Source organism: Bradyrhizobium elkanii USDA 76, assembly GCF_023278185.1.
Taxonomy (GTDB): Bacteria; Pseudomonadota; Alphaproteobacteria; order Rhizobiales; family Xanthobacteraceae; genus Bradyrhizobium; species Bradyrhizobium elkanii.
This window is the reverse complement of the sequence record NZ_CP066356.1, coordinates 7,408,208-7,424,869: the sequence shown is the minus strand read 5'-3', so window position 1 is coordinate 7,424,869 and position 16,662 is coordinate 7,408,208. Positions and strand designations below refer to the sequence as shown.

16 protein-coding genes and 1 pseudogene are annotated in these 16,662 nt (G+C 58.5%); 6 read left to right on the top strand and 11 right to left on the bottom strand.

Annotated features, from left to right (window positions below):
- Nucleotides 1–36: 36 nt before the first annotated feature.
- The 6 genes from JEY66_RS35220 (at nucleotide 37) to JEY66_RS35195 (ending at nucleotide 7,276) form a co-directional block, all read left to right on the top strand.
- Nucleotides 37–1,461, top strand: a complete 1,425-nt coding sequence (locus JEY66_RS35220) for an aspartate ammonia-lyase (RefSeq protein ID WP_026192337.1) — start codon at nucleotides 37–39, stop codon at nucleotides 1,459–1,461.
- A 1,092-nt stretch (nucleotides 1,462–2,553) separates the two neighbouring features.
- Nucleotides 2,554–3,447: an amino acid ABC transporter substrate-binding protein gene (locus JEY66_RS35215; RefSeq protein WP_018269991.1), complete on the top strand. Its 894-nt coding sequence runs from the start codon at nucleotides 2,554–2,556 to the stop codon at nucleotides 3,445–3,447.
- Nucleotides 3,448–3,605: 158 nt separating this feature from the next.
- Nucleotides 3,606–4,928: an amidohydrolase family protein gene (locus JEY66_RS35210; RefSeq protein ID WP_157183417.1), complete on the top strand. Its 1,323-nt coding sequence runs from the start codon at nucleotides 3,606–3,608 to the stop codon at nucleotides 4,926–4,928.
- 265 nt (nucleotides 4,929–5,193) lie between these two features.
- Nucleotides 5,194–5,685 carry an Lrp/AsnC family transcriptional regulator gene (locus JEY66_RS35205; RefSeq protein WP_026192338.1) on the top strand — a complete coding sequence of 164 codons (492 nt, stop codon included), beginning with the start codon at nucleotides 5,194–5,196 and terminating at the stop codon, nucleotides 5,683–5,685.
- A gap of 615 nt (nucleotides 5,686–6,300) precedes the next feature.
- Nucleotides 6,301–6,528 (top strand): hypothetical protein, encoded by a 228-nt coding sequence (locus tag JEY66_RS35200; protein WP_141382073.1) that lies wholly within the window; start codon nucleotides 6,301–6,303, stop codon nucleotides 6,526–6,528.
- Between the two features lie 109 nt (nucleotides 6,529–6,637).
- Nucleotides 6,638–7,276, top strand: a complete 639-nt coding sequence (locus tag JEY66_RS35195) for a hypothetical protein (RefSeq protein WP_018269995.1) — start codon at nucleotides 6,638–6,640, stop codon at nucleotides 7,274–7,276.
- Nucleotides 7,277–7,282: 6 nt separating this feature from the next.
- Here JEY66_RS35195 and JEY66_RS35190 read toward each other — a convergent pair whose 3' ends face one another.
- The 11 genes and pseudogenes from JEY66_RS35190 to JEY66_RS35140 form a co-directional block, all read right to left on the bottom strand.
- Nucleotides 7,283–7,462 (bottom strand): hypothetical protein, encoded by a 180-nt coding sequence (locus JEY66_RS35190; protein WP_141382075.1) that lies wholly within the window; start codon nucleotides 7,460–7,462, stop codon nucleotides 7,283–7,285.
- A 125-nt stretch (nucleotides 7,463–7,587) separates the two neighbouring features.
- Entirely contained in the window at nucleotides 7,588–7,893 is a 306-nt protein-coding gene (locus tag JEY66_RS35185) for a hypothetical protein (protein WP_129964851.1), read from the bottom strand.
- A gap of 33 nt (nucleotides 7,894–7,926) precedes the next feature.
- On the bottom strand, nucleotides 7,927–9,192 hold the full coding sequence (locus JEY66_RS35180; protein WP_026191841.1) for an IS256 family transposase: 1,266 nt from the start codon (nucleotides 9,190–9,192) through the stop codon (nucleotides 7,927–7,929).
- A gap of 931 nt (nucleotides 9,193–10,123) precedes the next feature.
- On the bottom strand, nucleotides 10,124–10,741 hold the full coding sequence (locus JEY66_RS35175; RefSeq protein ID WP_245287101.1) for a UPF0149 family protein: 618 nt from the start codon (nucleotides 10,739–10,741) through the stop codon (nucleotides 10,124–10,126).
- Nucleotides 10,738–10,890, bottom strand: a pseudogene (locus JEY66_RS35170) (transposase domain-containing protein); the annotation flags it as partial. The pseudogene JEY66_RS35170 and the gene JEY66_RS35175, both read right to left, overlap by 4 nt.
- 114 nt (nucleotides 10,891–11,004) lie before the next feature.
- Entirely contained in the window at nucleotides 11,005–12,006 is a 1,002-nt protein-coding gene (locus JEY66_RS35165; protein WP_018269999.1) for a tyrosine-type recombinase/integrase, read from the bottom strand.
- The gene (locus tag JEY66_RS35160) at nucleotides 12,003–12,929 is read right to left on the bottom strand and encodes a tyrosine-type recombinase/integrase (protein ID WP_018270000.1); all 927 of its coding nucleotides are present in this window, start codon (nucleotides 12,927–12,929) and stop codon (nucleotides 12,003–12,005) included. Before JEY66_RS35160 ends, JEY66_RS35165 begins: the two co-directional genes overlap by 4 nt.
- Nucleotides 12,926–13,960 (bottom strand): tyrosine-type recombinase/integrase, encoded by a 1,035-nt coding sequence (locus JEY66_RS35155; RefSeq protein WP_018270001.1) that lies wholly within the window; start codon nucleotides 13,958–13,960, stop codon nucleotides 12,926–12,928. Before JEY66_RS35155 ends, JEY66_RS35160 begins: the two co-directional genes overlap by 4 nt.
- Before the next feature lie 1,726 nt (nucleotides 13,961–15,686).
- Nucleotides 15,687–16,052, bottom strand: coding sequence for a transposase (locus JEY66_RS35150; protein ID WP_162136764.1), 366 nt, complete (start codon nucleotides 16,050–16,052; stop codon nucleotides 15,687–15,689).
- Nucleotides 16,049–16,363, bottom strand: coding sequence for a helix-turn-helix domain-containing protein (locus tag JEY66_RS35145; protein ID WP_080586236.1), 315 nt, complete (start codon nucleotides 16,361–16,363; stop codon nucleotides 16,049–16,051). The genes JEY66_RS35150 and JEY66_RS35145 overlap by 4 nt, the downstream gene beginning before the upstream one ends.
- 15 nt (nucleotides 16,364–16,378) lie before the next feature.
- Nucleotides 16,379–16,594 carry a hypothetical protein gene (locus JEY66_RS35140; RefSeq protein ID WP_141382095.1) on the bottom strand — a complete coding sequence of 72 codons (216 nt, stop codon included), beginning with the start codon at nucleotides 16,592–16,594 and terminating at the stop codon, nucleotides 16,379–16,381.
- Nucleotides 16,595–16,662: the final 68 nt, after the last annotated feature.

Below are 16,662 nucleotides of genomic sequence, written 5' to 3'. Positions count from 1 at the left end.
TTCCCCGAAAAGCCATGACAGAAATGAGAGTTTGATATGACTAGCGCATCGCCAACAGAGCGCATTGAAAGCGATTCCCTTGGGCCGGTGACGATCCCCCTCAAAGCTTACTATGGGCCGCAGACCGCGCGCGCGATCGAAAATTTCCCGATCTCTGGCATTCCGATCAACCACTTTCCCATATTCCTAAAGGCCTTGGCATTCGTGAAGATGGCCGCAGCCAGGGCAAATGCGAGCCTCGGAGATCTTGAGCAGAATAAGGCCGATGTAATCTGCGAGGTTTGCGGCGAAATAGCACGGGGAGTGCTGTGGAGAGAATTTCCGCTCGACGTCTTCCAGGGAGGAGCGGGAACGTCGACCAACATGAACATGAACGAGGTGATAGCAAACCGTGCCCTGGAAATCATGGGACTTCCGCGGGGACGATACGACGTCGTCCACCCCAACAATGACGTCAACCTGTCGCAGTCCACGAATGACATCTATCCGACCGCAATCCGGCTTGCGATATTGCTGTCCCACGGGCAGCTCCAGGCTGCACTTGAGCGCCTCGCGATTGCCTTTGAGGAGAAGGCAACTTGCTTCAGCGAAGTGATAAAGCTCGGCCGAACGCAATTGCAGGATGCCGTCCCAATGACTTTGGGGCAGGAATTCCAAGCCTTCGCGACGACCCTTCGCGAGGATGTCTCTCGACTCGGAGAGATCGCCTCATTCTTCCAGGAGATCAATCTTGGAGGCACAGCGATCGGTACCGGCATCAATAGCAATCCCGACTATCAGGCACTTGCCATTTCGGAACTTTGCGAGATATCGGGTCTCCCGCTCGTTGCGGCCGGCAACCTGATCGAAGCTTGTTGGGATACCGGAGCCTTCGTTTTGTTTTCCGGTATGCTCAAACGAACGGCGACTAAGCTGTCGAAGATCTGCAACGACCTAAGGCTACTTTCTAGTGGACCACGCGGAGGGCTAAACGAAATTAATCTGCCGCCGCTTCAGCCCGGCTCGTCCATCATGCCTGGCAAGGTCAATCCGGTGGTGCCGGAAGTCGTCAATCAGGTCGCATTCCAAATCATCGGCTACGATCTAACTATCACACTTGCTGCGGAAGCCGGGCAGCTCCAATTGAACGTCATGGAGCCTGTGATTGCGTACAATGTTCTCCATTCTCTCGAGCTGCTGATCAATGCGATCGAGGTGCTACGCACGAAGTGCGTCACCGGGATCACGCCAAACGAGCAAGTATGTCTTAGACACCTCGAGGCCAGCGCTGCGGTTGCGACAGCCCTCAGCCCAGCGATCGGTTATGAGCGTGCGGCCGAGCTGGCGAAGAAGGTGCTGATCTCGGGCAAGACAATCCGCGAAGTACTTGACGAGGAGCCGGGTCTTTCCCCGGATTTGATTGCCCAAACGACCGATCCGCGTCGACTTACCAGGCCGACGCGAGCGCGATTGGCATCATAGATCCCGAGCATGGATCAAAAGGAAGTACGAGTTAACGAATGCAGATCGTCGTCTTCCGAAGTCGGTCAAAAGAGCCGAGCCGCAGTCGGTTCGATCCATGGAATCGATCGAACTCGGATGTCCTCGCCAGATCATTCTGATCGGGAGCCGGAAGGAATGCTTAACGCCGCGCGTACCGGCGGCGTTTTCCGCCGAAACGTAGCCAAGATGAAAATTGGTGGCGGGCAATTCAAGAACCTCGCCGATGTACGAGGGAAATTTCGATACGCCAGCCGCGTGACACGTGTCGCGGGCTGCCCATCAAGCTCGGTGATCAGGGTGTCCGCTTCCACTTCTCCCTGACTTGGTCACCGTGCCGGCGGCGATCGCTCTCTTCTTGAGTCGTGTGACTTGGAGTCTAGCTAGGGATTGACTTGCGAAAGTGGCTGTATCCCCAACACACCTCGGGGTGTGATGCCGTGTGATCAGTGGGTCCCGAAACGCCGACGACACCACGAAAGCATCGCCAGTTCGACTCCCGGTTCGACCAGGACTTGCGTCCCATTCGGCTCGGTCTCGACCATCCCAGCCTTGGTCGGCGCCGCAGTGCTCTAAACGTGCACCCTTTGTGCTGCGGGAAAGAGCCTCGATGCGAGTGCCGCCCGCGCGAAGGAGCCGAGTGCGAACTATGACAAGCGCGGATTTCCAAGTGTCGAAAATGCACATTGCATGGATTTCGTGTTTCCCGATTGGACATGATCGCCGGCGAGCGGGAAGCATCTCACGAGTGGGGCGGGTGGACCTGTCGGATTTGCGACGTTCCCGCCGGCATATTATCAAAATTCGAAATAAAAAAGCTCGCAAACTGGAATTTATATGGTGCTAAACGGATCGTGAGGCCTATCATTTAGACACGGCTGAGTGCTGCCCGGTTTATGTGCGGTGCGGAAAATGAGCGGATGTTTTGCTTCCAGGTTCGGGCAGTAGGCGACTGCCGGCTGTTGGAAGGGTCAATCCTAGCGAGGCCTGATCGTGCGTGGGTCGCGTGGCACCGCACGCGTTGCCCAGGACAGAAGGCAGCAAAGCGCGGCTCATATGAATCAGAGGAATCCCATGGCTAAAATGTTTGGACTGCTTTCAGCGACTTTGATTACCGGAATAGCGATCTCCACGGCCCAGGCGGGGCCAACGCTTGACAACATCAAATCGAAAAGGGTGATTACCATTGGTTATCGCGAGGCTTCGATACCCTTTTCCTATCTCGGCGCTGACCAGAAGCCTGTTGGTTTTTCGCTCGACCTTTGCGCGCACGTCGTCGATCGCCTGAAAGTTGATCTTGGCACTCCGGACATTCAGACGAAGCTTACGCCGGTCAACTCGTCCAACCGGATCCCTCTTATCCAGAATGGCACGATCGACATCGAGTGCGGTGGCACTGCCAGCAATAAGCAGCGTCTGGAACAGGTCTCATTCAGCGTTGCGACCTTCGCCAGTCAAACGGCTTGGCTCGCAAAGGCGTCAAGCGGACTCAAGACACCGAAAGACCTGAAGGGAAAGACTGTTGTCGTAACTCAGGGGTCCGATGCTCTCGGCATTGCCAAAGGCATTTCGCAGGAGGACGATCTCAATCTTACTATCGCGCAAGCCAAAGATCATGCGGAATCATTGCTGCTGCTTACGACCGGCCGTGTGGCGGCGTGGGTGGAGGCTGACATTCTCTTGGCCGGTATGAAGGCGGATTATTCGAAACCAGCCGACCTCCTCTTTCTAAAAGCTAACTACGGTACGGTCTATTATTATGGCCTGATGTTCTCGAAGGATGATCCCGACTTCAAAAAGATAGTTGACGACGTTCTCTCCAAGCTTATGGCCTCCGGCGAGTTCACGAAAATCTACGACAAATGGTTCGTGGCTGCGATCCCGCCGAAAAACATCAATCTGAATTTTCCAATGACCGACGCGCTTAAAGAGCGCGTTGCCCACCCTAGTGATGTCGTCAATTACTGAGCTTGCCCGCGACGACGCGAAGTCGCCACGGGGTACGACGTCAACACCGGATCTACAGAATGGTCCATTGCTTGTTGTGATCGTGAATGCGGACGCAAGCAAATGTCGTCACCTAAAAGGAGCGCGAAATGAGAGGCGGAGCGGTTGGTTGGGAGTCGATGACAGACGCGGATCGACAAATCGCGCAATGGGTCGAGGAGACGCCATTTGTGGATACCCACGAACATCTGATCGAGGAAAGTCAGCGCCTTTCCGGAGCAATCCATCCACGAACCTTGCCATGCAACGACTGGGCCTATCTATTCAGATCCTATGCTGCCGAGGATCTCGCGGTTGCAGGCCTACCAGCTTCCGACCTACGAGCGTTTCTCGGGCCGGACCTTACGAGCCAGGAAAAATATCGGCTGATCGCCCCCTATTGGGAACGCATCCGCCACACCGGCTATGCCCAGGCGCTGCGCCATACGTTTCGTGGCGTTTACGGTGAAGAGGACCTGACCGCCGAAAGCCTGCCCCGCATCGCCGAGAAATACCGTGAAACCGTTCAGCCGGGTTTTTACGCACGCATTCTGGACCTGGCAAACATCAAAGGCTGCCACGTCAATTCGCTACAGCGCATCTTTATGGAGACCGAGCAGCCGGATTTGCTCGACCACGACATAAGCATCCTTCAATTGTGCCGGTGTAGTGCTGCTGACTTTGCGTGGGTGGAAGCCGAAACGGGTAGACGCCCGACGACGCTCGATGAATGGCTCGAGGTTGTCGACTTCTATTTCGCAACATACGGCCGCAAAGCCGTGGCTGTGAAATCGCAAATTGCCTACTCGCGCGCCCTCGATTTCGAGCCGGTCACCAAGGCGCATGCCGCAAGACTATTCCCCCACCATGCCGACAGAGTAGGCGCATTGCACGCCCTTGGTCCTGGGGACCTCAAGGCGCTGCAAGACTATCTATTTCGCTATTGCGTCGGCAAAGCTGGCGAGTACGGCTTGCCGGTCAAACTGCACACAGGCGTGTTGGCTGGCTACGGCGTGATGCAACTCGCCCGCACTCGCAGCAATGCCGCAGACGTTTGCCGTCTGCTGCAGGATTTTCCCGAAACCCGATTCGTACTCATGCACATCGGCTACCCATACGAGCACGAGTTTATCGCGCTGGCCAAACATTATCCTAACGCTGCGATCGACATGTGCTGGGCATGGATCATTAATCCGGTGGCGGGCGTTCGCTTTTTGAAGGAGTTCTTGATGGCGGTTCCGTCCAACAAGATCTTCACCTTCGGCGGTGACTATGTTGCTGTCGAGCCCATTTATGGCCATGCGTGCGTAGCGCGCCGTGGAATCGCACGAGCTGTCTCGCAATTGGTCGCCGAAGGCTGGATCGAGCTTGAGGACACCCGTGACCTGATTGACCGGATCATGCGCGGCAACGCACTTCAGTTCTTTCGGAAAGCGCATCGGGAGGATACGACGCAGCCGTGAACGCGGACAACCGCCTTGAGGTTTGTCGACGTCCAAGACCGTCAATGATACGAAGGCGGTCGGCGCGCCCACGGCATCGAGCATGCTTAAGCGGCCGGTGCCGCTTTCCCGTGATTGGCGCCTCGATGCCCGGAGAGTTAAGCGAGTAAAGAAGACCGGAGCCGACACCTATCGAATCTTCCATGCCTTCATGCCGTTGGACAATTCTCTTCGCCCGCGCCTGGATCTGGTGGTGAATTCGCCTCAGGGTTGGAGCTATTATGCAATGCCATACGATCGGATAGACGCTCGCATCCTCGAAATGGTGCAAAAGAACAATCGTCTGACCTCCGAGGTGATCGGCGAAATAGCGGGGCTTTCTGCAACCGCGTGCCAACGCCGGTTGAAGAGGCTGCGCTCGGAAGGCATCATCGAGGCAGATATCTCGATCGTTTCGCCGAAGGCCGTTGGAAGACCCATCCAGATGCTTGTACTTGTGACTATGGAGCGGGAGCGTTGTGATATCATTGATAGGTTTAAGAAGGCCATCAAATCGTCAGCTGAAGTCGTCAATGGCTTCTACGTTACCGGTGATGCTGACTTTATTCTATACGTGACCGCGCGTACCATGGAGGACTACGAGCAATTCACCAGAAGCTTCTTCTACAAGAATCCGGACATCAAATGCTTCAAGACGCTGGTCGTTATGGATCGGGTAAAGGCTGGCTTTGCTGTTCCCGTTGAGGTGCCTGCCTGTGATAGACCAACCAATCGTTGATTGGGTGTTTCGATCCAGCAGATCCACTAACAATTGCGCACAGCCGGCGTCTCACTCAGAGGAGGTCCGAGCCATCTTTGCTATCTCCGAATTCCATGCGTTTCCAGTCAGTGTAACTATTGGCTCCTGACCAATGATGGACGGGCTTCCCGCAACGCATGCAGACAAAAAGGCCCGAGCTCTTCAAAGGAGCGGATGCCGGCTCCTGAACCGCAGAATAACTGGTGCCGCAGCCCTGGCATGAAAAATAGACGATCATCGGTCTTCCTGGGTGGATCCACGCGCCCTAGGCTGCGTGGTCGGCATGATGCCAGAGCTCGATGCCTTGAGGCTCAGATCACCATAGAACCGCTTCGATGCCCGACGGAAGCAGTTCCTAGCGGCCTCCAGATCAGTTGCACCCCGCCGCTATATGGTGGGAGACGGGTAGCGCCACTGACGGCATAGGTCCAGAACGCCGGACTGCGCTCAGTCGCCAACCTGATCCGGCGGCCCTCCGGTCTTCGTGGATCACCACGAACTCATCTTCGATCGGGCGCCGGCCATTCGGTGAGAGGGAGCAAAGCACATACGATCGATGATCGCGGCAGTGGCACGCGGAGAGAAGCTGTAGAGATGGGTCTAGGTTATCAAGTGGACTGCCATGAACGAGTCAATTCGCCAAACGCTATCCTGGCCGGCCTTGGTGGCGTCGGTGGTTTTGCCGAACTCACCACCGTTTCGCGCGACGGCGTCACTCAGCGCATCATCGATCGCTGGCCAGAGGACGAAATCGGCGGACCGCTGCATCCTGTTCCGATCGACTGGACCGCTTGGCGTCGGCTGAATCCTGCGCCTAGATAGAGTCGATTGAAACGCAAAATAGCTGAGCGCAGGGCGCATAAGATGGCGCTTTCATTCTGACGTCAGCTCTCTGATTGCGTCTCGGCCTTAATCGCGCTACGTTTTGCGAATGACGAAAGAAGCCGTCGAACTAGCGCTGAATCAGTCGTGGTCGACGTTGCTCTTGGTCGCTTGTGGTTACGTCGCATACTATATTGCGAACGTTGGAATTAGAGATCACCACAAGCCGGCCGACGTCACCTTTTCGATCTTAGTTTTTGCTTTCGTCTCCGCTTTTGCATTCTATTCTGGCCGGTGGGTTCTCAATCTTTCCCTGGTAGTCTCATCAGGCATCACGTTCCTTTTTGCGCTGGCTGCTGGCGCCTCGTGGAGAGTGCTCGGGCGGCCTCGCTTTGAACGCATGCTGCGAGCAACGCGCATCAGTCATTCGGACGATCTACCAAGCGCTTGGATGGCACTTCATGGAGAACGATGTGTGGCGACTCAACTAGTCGTTCAGTTGAAGGATGGGACTTGGCTGATGTGCGACAACCTTTCGAGATTTCAGGCGAGCCCGAATGGTCCCTGCGTATTGGGCGCAAAAGGCGATATCTTAATGTATGTCACCGACAAACTTACCGACAAACAAAGCAAACGCGGCGTAGGGTTCGTTCCAGTAGCAGATCCCATTGACGCAAGTTGGGGGCACGAGATTACGTATATTCCCGCCGATCAAATCGCGAGAGTAGATCTCCGTCGCCGGATTTAAATCGAATTACTTCTTTGGCTTCGGCGGTGGTGAACTAGGAATCGTATCGGTCGTCGGAATATAATTTCCGTCTACCCCATGACCCGGATGCTGCTGGTTTGGCAGCGTCGCGGGTCTGTAGTTTTTGATGACTTCGGGAGTATAATTTTGGTTGACGGGCTGCGAACCGTCTTTTTCGTCGGACATGGTAATGGCTCCATTCAATACACGTTACTTTATGAGCTGTCTCTCGAGGTTGCAAGCCAATCTTAGCTAGCGCTATGCGATAGTCCCTATGGCCCTGAGGCGGAACGGTTGCTCCAATAGCTGAGTCACACATTCTGTCTTTGATCCGAATTAAAGCTCGATGCTCCGTAGTCGACAATGATCCATTTGTTCATCGTTACGGTCCGTCCCATCTCCCTTTCGGTGGCGGCGCGAGTTGCTTCCAATGCTGCTTTCGCCGCCTCGATATTCGCGAAGGTGCCTTCAAGAGTGGTGTTCGGTAGGCGATACCAGATGTTGTTGGTGGCGAGTATCCAAAGTTTCCAATTGTGGGCCGCGGCTTGCTTGAGAAACGTGGAATGTGGATCTGGGCTAGTTTCTTTTATATCGTAAGATGCCAGGTATGTTGGCACGGAGCTATGCCTGAATCTGGGTGACGGAGCCGATCAGGCGGCGTGGCTTTGCTGGGTCGGAATGACCTCGATGCCGTCGGCGAATCTGACACCAGCGATGATCTTGGGCAACTGATTTGTTCCTTTCAATCGGCGCCAGGTTTTGGACGCAGCATCGATGAGCTTGAACACCATCAGCTTCGCGGTCTGCGGCGACAGCGATCCTTTGGTCCGAACCGTCCGGTGCCGCACCGTGGCGAACACGCTTTCGATTGGATTGGTGGTTCGCAAGTGGATCCAATGCTCCGCAGGGAAGTCATAGAACGCCAGCAGATCGTCGCGATCCTTGGCCAGGCAATCAACTGCGCGCGCATATTTTGCACCGTATTTCTCGGCGAAGGCTTCGAGTGCAAGCTCCGCGGCAGCTCGGCTCGGCGCCATGCAGATGTCCTGCAAAGCCTTCTTCATGCCGCTCTGCACGGAGCTCGGAACCTTGTTGAGCACGTTGACGGTCTTGTGCTGCCAGCAGCGCTGCCGCCGCGTGCCGGGGAAGACTTCGTCCAGCGCCTTCCAGAAGCCGAGTGCGCCGTCGCCGACCGCCAGTTCTGGCGCGACCTGCAGTCCGCGCCGACGAATGTCGATCAGAAGCTCGCGCCAGCTCTGGGCGCTCTCGCGCACGCCGACCTGGAAGCCGATCAACTCCTTCTTGCCCTCGGGCGTCGCGCCGATCAAAACCAGCATGCATTCGCTGTGGTCCTCCATCCGGGCCTGCAGGAAGACGCCGTCGGCCCAGACGTAGACATAGCGCCGGGCCGACAGATCGCGGTTCTGCCAGCGCTCGTACTCGCCCTGCCATTGCGCCTTCAGGCCCGAGATCACCGATGGCGACAGGTTCGGTGCATCCTTGCCGAGCAGCGCCGAAAGCGCTTCCTGGAAATCGCCGGTCGAGATGCCGCGCAAATAGAGGATCGGCAGCAGGGCATCCAGGCTCTTCGTCCGCCGCGCCCACAGCGGCAGGATCGCCGAGGTGAAGCGGATCCGATCAGCTCCGGCCGCACCGCGGTCTCTGACCTTGGGCCGGGCGACCTCGATCGCGCCGATCCCCGTGGCAATCTTACGCGCAGGGCCAAAGCCGTGCCGCACCACCCTGGCACGGCCATCCGGCAGCTTCAGCTCCGCCGTCGTCTCCAGAAATGCCTGCAGTTCGATCTCGACGGCCCGGGCGAGCAACTCACGGGCTCCGTTCCGCAGAATTTCTGTCAGTGGATCGTCAACCGCAGACGGCTGACGAAAGGGCAGGATGTTGGTAGTCTCGTTCATGGCGTATCGCTCTCCTCGAGAGGTTCTGGCAGGCTCGACACCCGCCTCGATACGCCGCCTCTCTCAACCCGTCATCACCCACTTTCCCGCATAGCTCGTTGGCACGCAATGCCCCCTTAGTTAGCTAGCGGTCCGTGTCTAAAATGAAAATTCGTTATCATCGGTGGATGTGCACTGATAGATTAGCAGGTGGCGGAATGGCGGAATCCGCGCCCACGGCTTCGCCCCAATAGCATTTGGAACAGGAGCGCAGCTCTATATCAACTCACATGTTCCGTGCCGCGATTCAATTCACGATTGATGCGATCCTTGACCCGACGAACCGCAAGAAGCTCCAACCTCGTTCGGGTTCGGCCACTGATCGTCTTGCCATCGAGTTGGAAACTGTAGCGCCACTCGCCCGGCAATACTTCTCGAATGCTGAATTGCACACCTCTATGCTGCATAAATAGTTTCAATCCCGATACACCATGGCCCCCCAGCGCCGTCGTCGTCGAGCTCCAGATTTGATCTATGGTTCCCTCAATCCTGAAAGCGTTGACCCGATACCGAAATGAGCCGCCGATCCATAGGACCGGCGGCCAAGTCAAGGGAGGAAACGCCCGTTAGGGCAGCGGTAGGAGAGTATACCGCTTAGGCACCACCAATCTCTTGGCGGATCTCGCAAAACAAATTTGCAATTTGGCTAAAAGATGATCCCGATTCACCGAATGAAGGTGATGCGAAGAGGTCTACGCGTGCTGGCTTCAAGTAATTCAATTCAGCTTGTAGCAAAAGCAAAAGTTGCGTACGCGGCGTACCAACTGAGCTCTTTCCGCTCTTCGGTTACATCTTCAACAAGTCGAAGCTGTTTCGTCGTTTTACAGGGCTAGATTCGAAAGGCGCGCAGCCTGCCATTCGTAACCGGTATGAGCTCCCACGTCGGCGGTGATTAGCGTGCGTAGCGGATCGGCATCCAGTATTGGCGCATGGCCTCGACGGCTGCGGGAATATCGAGGTGGGCGTTGCGCAGAGAGTCTCGGGTCTCGCGGCCGGTCCGTGGCGGTCCGAGCAGCGGACCGGCCTGATCGTCGCGACAGTGAAGCAGAATAGGCAGCAGCAGGCGGTGATTGACGTTGTTGGCGTCCAGCAATGGCGCCCACGCCGACAGCCTGAGCCGCATCGCGGCGTAGAATCCCTGGCACCATGGTCGCGGATCGACGACGCCGTTGGGTTGACGCCGGTGCATCGGGGCGAACTGGTTAGGCGTGGTGGAAAGGATCTGGCTGATCTCGTTATGACGCAGCGCGACGGCGGAGATCGCAGCGAACTCCGGGGTGCCGCCGTGGTTGAAGGCATCGGCATCGATGGCAAGCAGTGGGCATATCCAATCGAGCGGGCTCATCGACACCGGTCCGGCCACGATCGCGGCGACGTAGCCGTCGAGCATGGGGAGACCGGTGGCGGCAGGATGCTGATCGACGCGAGCCTGGAGCCATTGCTCGAGCTCCGCAAGCGGCATGGCGGCGGCCGCCATCGACGATGAAGCTTTAGGGCGACGTGGGCTCATGCTGCAGCCTGTGCGATGCGCTCACGGGCCGCCTTCCAGTTCCAGACGAGCAGCTCGTGGAGCTGGTGGCTCTTGGTTCGCCCGGAGACAATCCGCTCCAGCACGTCCGTCAGATAGATCTGAGGATCGAGTTCATGGAGTTTTGCCGTTTATGCCGACCGCCGAACTATGCCGAATGGTTTTGGGAAGAGCCCGTCGTTCGCGCGGATTTGCCGCTGGTCGAGCGATCGTCGTCCTGCTTCCATTCGGCATAGTCTGGCATCTTACAGCGCCTCAAGGAAGGCGAGCAGGCGGTCGCTCGGCTGGAAGCGGGTTCGCTTGCGGTGTGCGTACGGCTTGAGCTTAGCGAGGGCCGCTTCTTTGAGTGCGAGATGGGCATGCAGGTAGGTCTGCGTTGTTTCGATCGACTCATGACCGAGCCACAGCGCAATTACCGAGCAATCGACGCCCGCTTCCAGCAGCTCCATCGCAGCGCTGTGCCTGAGCACGTGCGGCGATACCCGCTTGGACGCCAGTGACGGACAGCTCTCGCTGGCGACACGCACATGCTTGGCCAGGAGCGATTGGACGCTGTCGGCGCTGAGCCGACCACCGTGCATGTTGGGGAACAGCGCGTTTGCGCCGTGGCGCGCCGGTTCCTTGAGCCATGCCTGGAGGGCGCCGCGCGCGTGCGCGGTTAGTGGCGTGCATCGCTCCTTTCGACCCTTTCCGACGCATCGCACATGCGCGCCGGTGCCGAGGTGGACGGCACCCCTGTCGAGGCTGATCAGCTCGGACGGGCGCAAGCCGGTCTGGGCCGCAAGCAGCAGCAAGGTATAATCGCGACGTCCGAGCCAAGTCGTGCGATTAGGAGCGGCAAGAATCGCCTTGATCTCGGACCGTGCCAGGAAATGCACCTGGCGCTTGTCGTGACGCTTGCTTGGAATCGCCAAGATGCGCTGGATCAGGGCGCTGTGAGCCGGCTCCTCGAAAGACACGAACCGGAAAAAGGAGCGAATCGCGGTCAGGCGCAGGTTGCGCGTCCTGACGCTGGCGTCCCGCTTCGTCTCGAGATCAGCGAGAAACGCGCTGATAAAGGGCATGTTTAGATCGTCGAGGGCCAAGGCCGACGGCGGCTTGCGGAGCTGCGCCTGTGCGAACGTGAACAGCAGCCGGAACGTGTCTCGATAGGATGCGATCGTGTTGGCGCTGACATTGCGCTCGTGCATGAGCCGCACGGTGAAGTAACGCTCGATGAGCGCGGCGAGGTTGCTGCTTGGCTTCATGGCTTGACCTCCCAGCGCCGGTCGAGACGGCGGGCGGCCCCTTCCATCAGCTCCGGACAGGCCGAAAGATACCAATAGGTGTCGCGCACGCAGGTGTGGCCGAGATAGGTGGAAAGCGCCGGAAGCTGCTGCTCGACATCGGTCCCGTCGCGATACCAGCCGAGAAGTGTGCGGACGGCGAAGCGATGCCGGAAATCGTGTATGCGTGGCCCGCTATGGTCGCCCGGGCGCCGTAGGCCGATCTCGCGGGACAAGCACAAGAAAACACGGTGAACATACTGGTGCCGCAATCGGCCACCGCGCTCGGCCAAGAAGAAGTGCGTACCGCAGCACGACCCGAGGTGAGCATCTCGCCGTTTGGCGTAGCTGCGGAGAGCTGCACGGGTCGTCGGATGCAAGGGCACGAGGCGTGATTTGCCGAACTTGCTCTCTCGAACTGTGAGCAAGCCTTCCTTGAGATCGACATCGGCACGCTCAAGCCCGATCGCCTCGGACAGACGTATGCCGGTCACTGCGATCAGCCCGAACAGGTAATGATAAGTCCAGCGCCGCAGTCCGTTTGCGGGAGGCAGGGCACGTGCCGCCTTCAATAACGCCTCGATCTCCGCATCGCTGTAGACGTAGGGCTTGGCACGCTTCAGGGGTGGCAAGATCCCGGCGCGTGGCACCTCCGTCCCGGGATCGATGTTCGCGACATGGCGCGCGAAACCGCGTACATCGGTCAATCGCAAGACCCAGGATGCGTGACGATCGGGTGGCAGAGTCGCCCAGGCGACGGCGAGCTTCGTGGTGATGGTCACGGCCTTGCGCTCCTCCATGAAGGAGACGAAATTGGCGAGCCGCCGGGCCTGCTGCTGATACTTGTATCCAAGCCCTTGGCGCATGCTCACATATTGCTCGAGTGCGGATCGCAGAGTGGTCATTGCGCGCCTCCCGGCCACGGCAGGCTCAATGTGCGGAGTCTCTGGATATCCACCTTCGCATAGATGCGCGTGGTGTCATGGCTCTCGTGTCGCGGCAACTGGCCGATCTCTGACAAGGTGGCGCCGGATCGGAGAAGCTCGGTAGCAAGGCTGTGTCGGAAGATGTGGGCGCCGTGGTGGGCGTAGCCACGGACGCCGGCGCGCTCCAGGGCGGTCTTGGCGATCACCGTAATCACGCAACCGGATGCAAAGCCGACGTGAGGCGCCGGCGTGCGCAGAAACAGCCGGCGACACGACGACGTCGAACGGCGATCCCGCAGGTAGGCAACGATGGCCGCACCGACGTCTGGAGGCATCGGCATTCGCGCTCGCTGCCGACCCTTGGCGCGAATCAGCATCTCGCCGGATCGCCAGTCGATATCATCCAGGGTGAGGGTCGCGACCTCGCCAGCCCGTAAACCGAGCTTCGCCAGCAGCATCAGGATGGCATAATCCCGCCGTCCCATCGTGGTGGCCCGATCGCAACCATCGAGGACCTTCTGGACCTGCGCGGCGGACAGATAGGTCGGCAGGCTTGCGAGCTTCCATTGCCTGACCGACGGTACGCAATCCGCCAGTGCAAGCCGAGTCACCCCCTTATGATGGAGGTATCGGAGAAATGCGCGCAGCGACCAGCACATCCGCTTCCCGGATTCCGCGCTCCCATCCCGGGCGTGGCGCTCGATGTAGCGGGTGACGCCCTCCCGGCTGATGTTGCCGAGATCGCGGGCACCAGCAGGGCATACCTCACGCAGGAAGCGGCGAATGGATGGCAGGTGGCAGATGATGGACCTCGGCGCCAGCCCGCGTTCCTGTCGCAGATAATCACTAAACCCCTCGAATATCTGGTGCTCCGGGGTGGTCGGCGGCAGTGGCGCAGGTGCAATCATGCCCGCCTCGCGCAACACCGATAGCAACCGCTTCAGCGCCGCCCGGTCGCCCGCCTGGATGCACAGCTTCCGCGCTCGGTACTTAAGGTACCGTTCGGTCACACGCTCATCGAGATCAGTCAGCTTCAGACCTGACCGGCAGCGCCGTGTTGGGCGCAACGATCGGCAATATACTCGAATTCTACGACTCGGGACTTATAGCTTTTTCGCTATCCAGATCGGTCCACTCGCCGCACGTCCATCTTGATGCGGCCGGTCTGCGCGCCGGTTTTTCACATTGACATGAAGCATGCACGATGAGCCTCATGACAACGTGTGCAATAAAAATGCCCGCCTCTTGCAGCCCCATTCAGGCATTGAACTGATCGCGGCAATCGTCAGCGAAAGATAGAGAAAGACGCCCAATGCGGCAGCGGGGGCGGACGGTCGTTGCACCTTCGCGTGCAATGTCGCGCTTGTGGCAACATTGGCGGGGGCGGAACAGGTTGCGCCTTCTTTCACACAGAAGTGCCGCCGCGCGGGCGGCTTTGTTTTTTATTCGACCTTATCGCGTCTCGGGCTTTCTGCGCCGTGACCATGTTAGCGAACGCCTGTTAATTGGCCACGCTGGCGTCTGGCTTCTGACAACTGCTGTTGGTCAAGGCTTCGCAATCTGCATGCGATTTGTCGTCAGGAGCACTATCAAATGAAGGTATTGTAGATCGCCTTTCTGAAAGCCGCGATGATGCGAGTGTTCGGACACTGGGTTAGGCGAAGCCCTTCAACTCGCCTGATAGTCGTTTTGCCCTGCATTCCTTGATCGCAGTGGCGAACGCATCTGCTGGCGCTTGCAGTGGGTTGGCTTATGCGGGGATGGCTTGTCGATCGGGTTGCGGCCCGGGTCTCACTGCGACAGGCGGCGGCGCGGCCGCGACGTTGCTGGCCCATCAGTAGAGCAGCACAGTGGGCCGGTGATAACGGGGCAGAATTCTCTTGGATCAAGATGTCCACGAAGCTATCGGGGAAGACAAGCTATCTGCCTGCGAACCAGTTTCGCGAAGCGCTCCGCACGGAGACAGCGTACCGTGATGCATATAGATTGCACCCGAAGCCAACTTCGCGACGACGCCCGGCGTCTTTATGTTGTCCCGCTGATCGCTTGCCCCGCAGGATGCTGTCGAACTCCCACATCAGCGATCAATGATCCCGCGCTCAGCGGCCATCCGGCGAGCGCCAGCTTTCAGATACAGACGCGCGGCGCGAATGCGCTTGGTCCTGTCCGGATCACTCTTGCTGAGCAGTCGCTCTAGCCGCACTCTCCGCCACGCTTCGACGCGGCGCAGTCGAAGCACCGTTGATGGCGGCTCAATGTGCCGGCCTACTGTCCTTGCGGCAACGTCTCACTCCCTCATTGGTTGGAAGGCTAGCCAAATTCATGCGCTCCGCCTAGCCGGTCACGATACGGTCTACGTCTCGCGACTGCCACTTCCAGACGTCCGCTTTTCAAGCACGGCCGCGAGAATGGTTTCTGCCCCCTGAAGGCGCGTTCAGGGTGGCCCAGGAACCCTCAAGCCACGGCGTGACGTCCGAGGTCGGTGGTCTCCAGCACGTTGTAGTCGGTCTTTCCCTCACGTCATATCTGAACGGACATGCTGTAGAAGCGCTGCGGAATTCCTTCCGGAGCCGCAAGCGACATGTCGGCAATGGCGCGCGCGATACGTTATTGCCGTCTTCACAGGGATCGATCGTCACGAACCACAGACGCGCGATTGCGGCCTTGATGAGCGGATCGATTTTCCCTTCGGTGTTGTACCAATCGAGAAAGGCAGTTATGTCGGTGTCGATCTTTTCAGCGATCGATGCTTCGTAGTGACGAGTTCTCGCCCGTGGTCGCCGTAGACGACCTGCATCGGTCCTGCTGAGGCATCGCGCGCACACCGCCGAAGGTCGTGAATGTGCTCTCGAGACCGGCAAACCAATGCTCCTGCCTCACGGCCCGGAACGCACGCACATGAAGCCGTCGCGAGTGGCCGAGCGCCACGAACACGAATGCCTTGACTTTCGCTCCTCCGAGCTCGACCAGGCGCTCCCCGAAGTCAATCTGCAGCTGTCGGCCCGGCGGCGTCTCAAACCGCGTCGTCGCCAGCGCCTCCGCCTTCAGCGCCTGGCGATAGGGCTGCACGGCACGTTGCAGCGTCCGCCGACTGACTGTCACGCCTTTCTCGGCCAAGGGTCCTGGCGCACCACGTCGCCATTGCCGCGATGCCGAATGAGCCTCTCGCGCAGCCAACCCTCAAGGCCGTGGAGACGCTTCGGCCGCTCAGGCGACTTGAACGGCTTCACCCCGCCCGCCGCCACGTAATCCTTCGCCGTGTGATGGCTGCAGCCAAGCTGCCGCGCAATCCGCTTCAGATCCCACCCGCACGCTCTCAGGCGCAACATCTCCGCCACGTCATCCGGCGTCTTCATCGCTTGCCCCCGTGGATCACTCCACGGCAAGTCTTCAGTGATTTGTTCCTGCTTCATTCACTCTCTCCTCAGCTATCCGAGGAGGGGCAATTCCTCGTGACGCTGAGGGGGCAATTTTCCATGGCGCGCGACAACGATGGCGCTGCGGCGCAGTCCGTAGTGCTGATGGATCAGGGCTTGTGGACGCTGGAAGATCTTGCCGCCACGACTTGCCGAAGGAGAGAAATCCATTGCCTTTCTTCTGGCCGGGAGGAGCAAAGCCGAGAGATCCTTTTCCTCAAGTATCATCAAGCGTTTCGTACTTGATCAATTGCCGCCACTTACCTCCGTACCGCGCTTCATACTTGTAGTCTTTC

What these genes read in the sequence shown, in the direction of transcription:
- JEY66_RS35220 (WP_026192337.1), top strand. Translation starts at nt 37, where the DNA reads ATGACTAGCGCATCGCCAACAGAGCGCATTGAAAGCGATTCCCTTGGG.
- JEY66_RS35215 (WP_018269991.1), top strand. Translation starts at nt 2,554, where the DNA reads ATGGCTAAAATGTTTGGACTGCTTTCAGCGACTTTGATTACCGGAATA.
- JEY66_RS35210 (WP_157183417.1), top strand. Translation starts at nt 3,606, where the DNA reads ATGACAGACGCGGATCGACAAATCGCGCAATGGGTCGAGGAGACGCCA.
- JEY66_RS35205 (WP_026192338.1), top strand. Translation starts at nt 5,194, where the DNA reads ATGCCATACGATCGGATAGACGCTCGCATCCTCGAAATGGTGCAAAAG.
- JEY66_RS35200 (WP_141382073.1), top strand. Translation starts at nt 6,301, where the DNA reads ATGGGTCTAGGTTATCAAGTGGACTGCCATGAACGAGTCAATTCGCCA.
- JEY66_RS35195 (WP_018269995.1), top strand. Translation starts at nt 6,638, where the DNA reads ATGACGAAAGAAGCCGTCGAACTAGCGCTGAATCAGTCGTGGTCGACG.
- JEY66_RS35190 (WP_141382075.1), bottom strand. Translation starts at nt 7,462, where the DNA reads ATGTCCGACGAAAAAGACGGTTCGCAGCCCGTCAACCAAAATTATACT.
- JEY66_RS35180 (WP_026191841.1), bottom strand. Translation starts at nt 9,192, where the DNA reads ATGAACGAGACTACCAACATCCTGCCCTTTCGTCAGCCGTCTGCGGTT.
- JEY66_RS35175 (WP_245287101.1), bottom strand. Translation starts at nt 10,741, where the DNA reads ATGAGCCCACGTCGCCCTAAAGCTTCATCGTCGATGGCGGCCGCCGCC.
- JEY66_RS35165 (WP_018269999.1), bottom strand. Translation starts at nt 12,006, where the DNA reads ATGAAGCCAAGCAGCAACCTCGCCGCGCTCATCGAGCGTTACTTCACC.
- JEY66_RS35160 (WP_018270000.1), bottom strand. Translation starts at nt 12,929, where the DNA reads ATGACCACTCTGCGATCCGCACTCGAGCAATATGTGAGCATGCGCCAA.
- JEY66_RS35145 (WP_080586236.1), bottom strand. Translation starts at nt 16,363, where the DNA reads ATGAAGCAGGAACAAATCACTGAAGACTTGCCGTGGAGTGATCCACGG.
- JEY66_RS35140 (WP_141382095.1), bottom strand. Translation starts at nt 16,594, where the DNA reads ATGATACTTGAGGAAAAGGATCTCTCGGCTTTGCTCCTCCCGGCCAGA.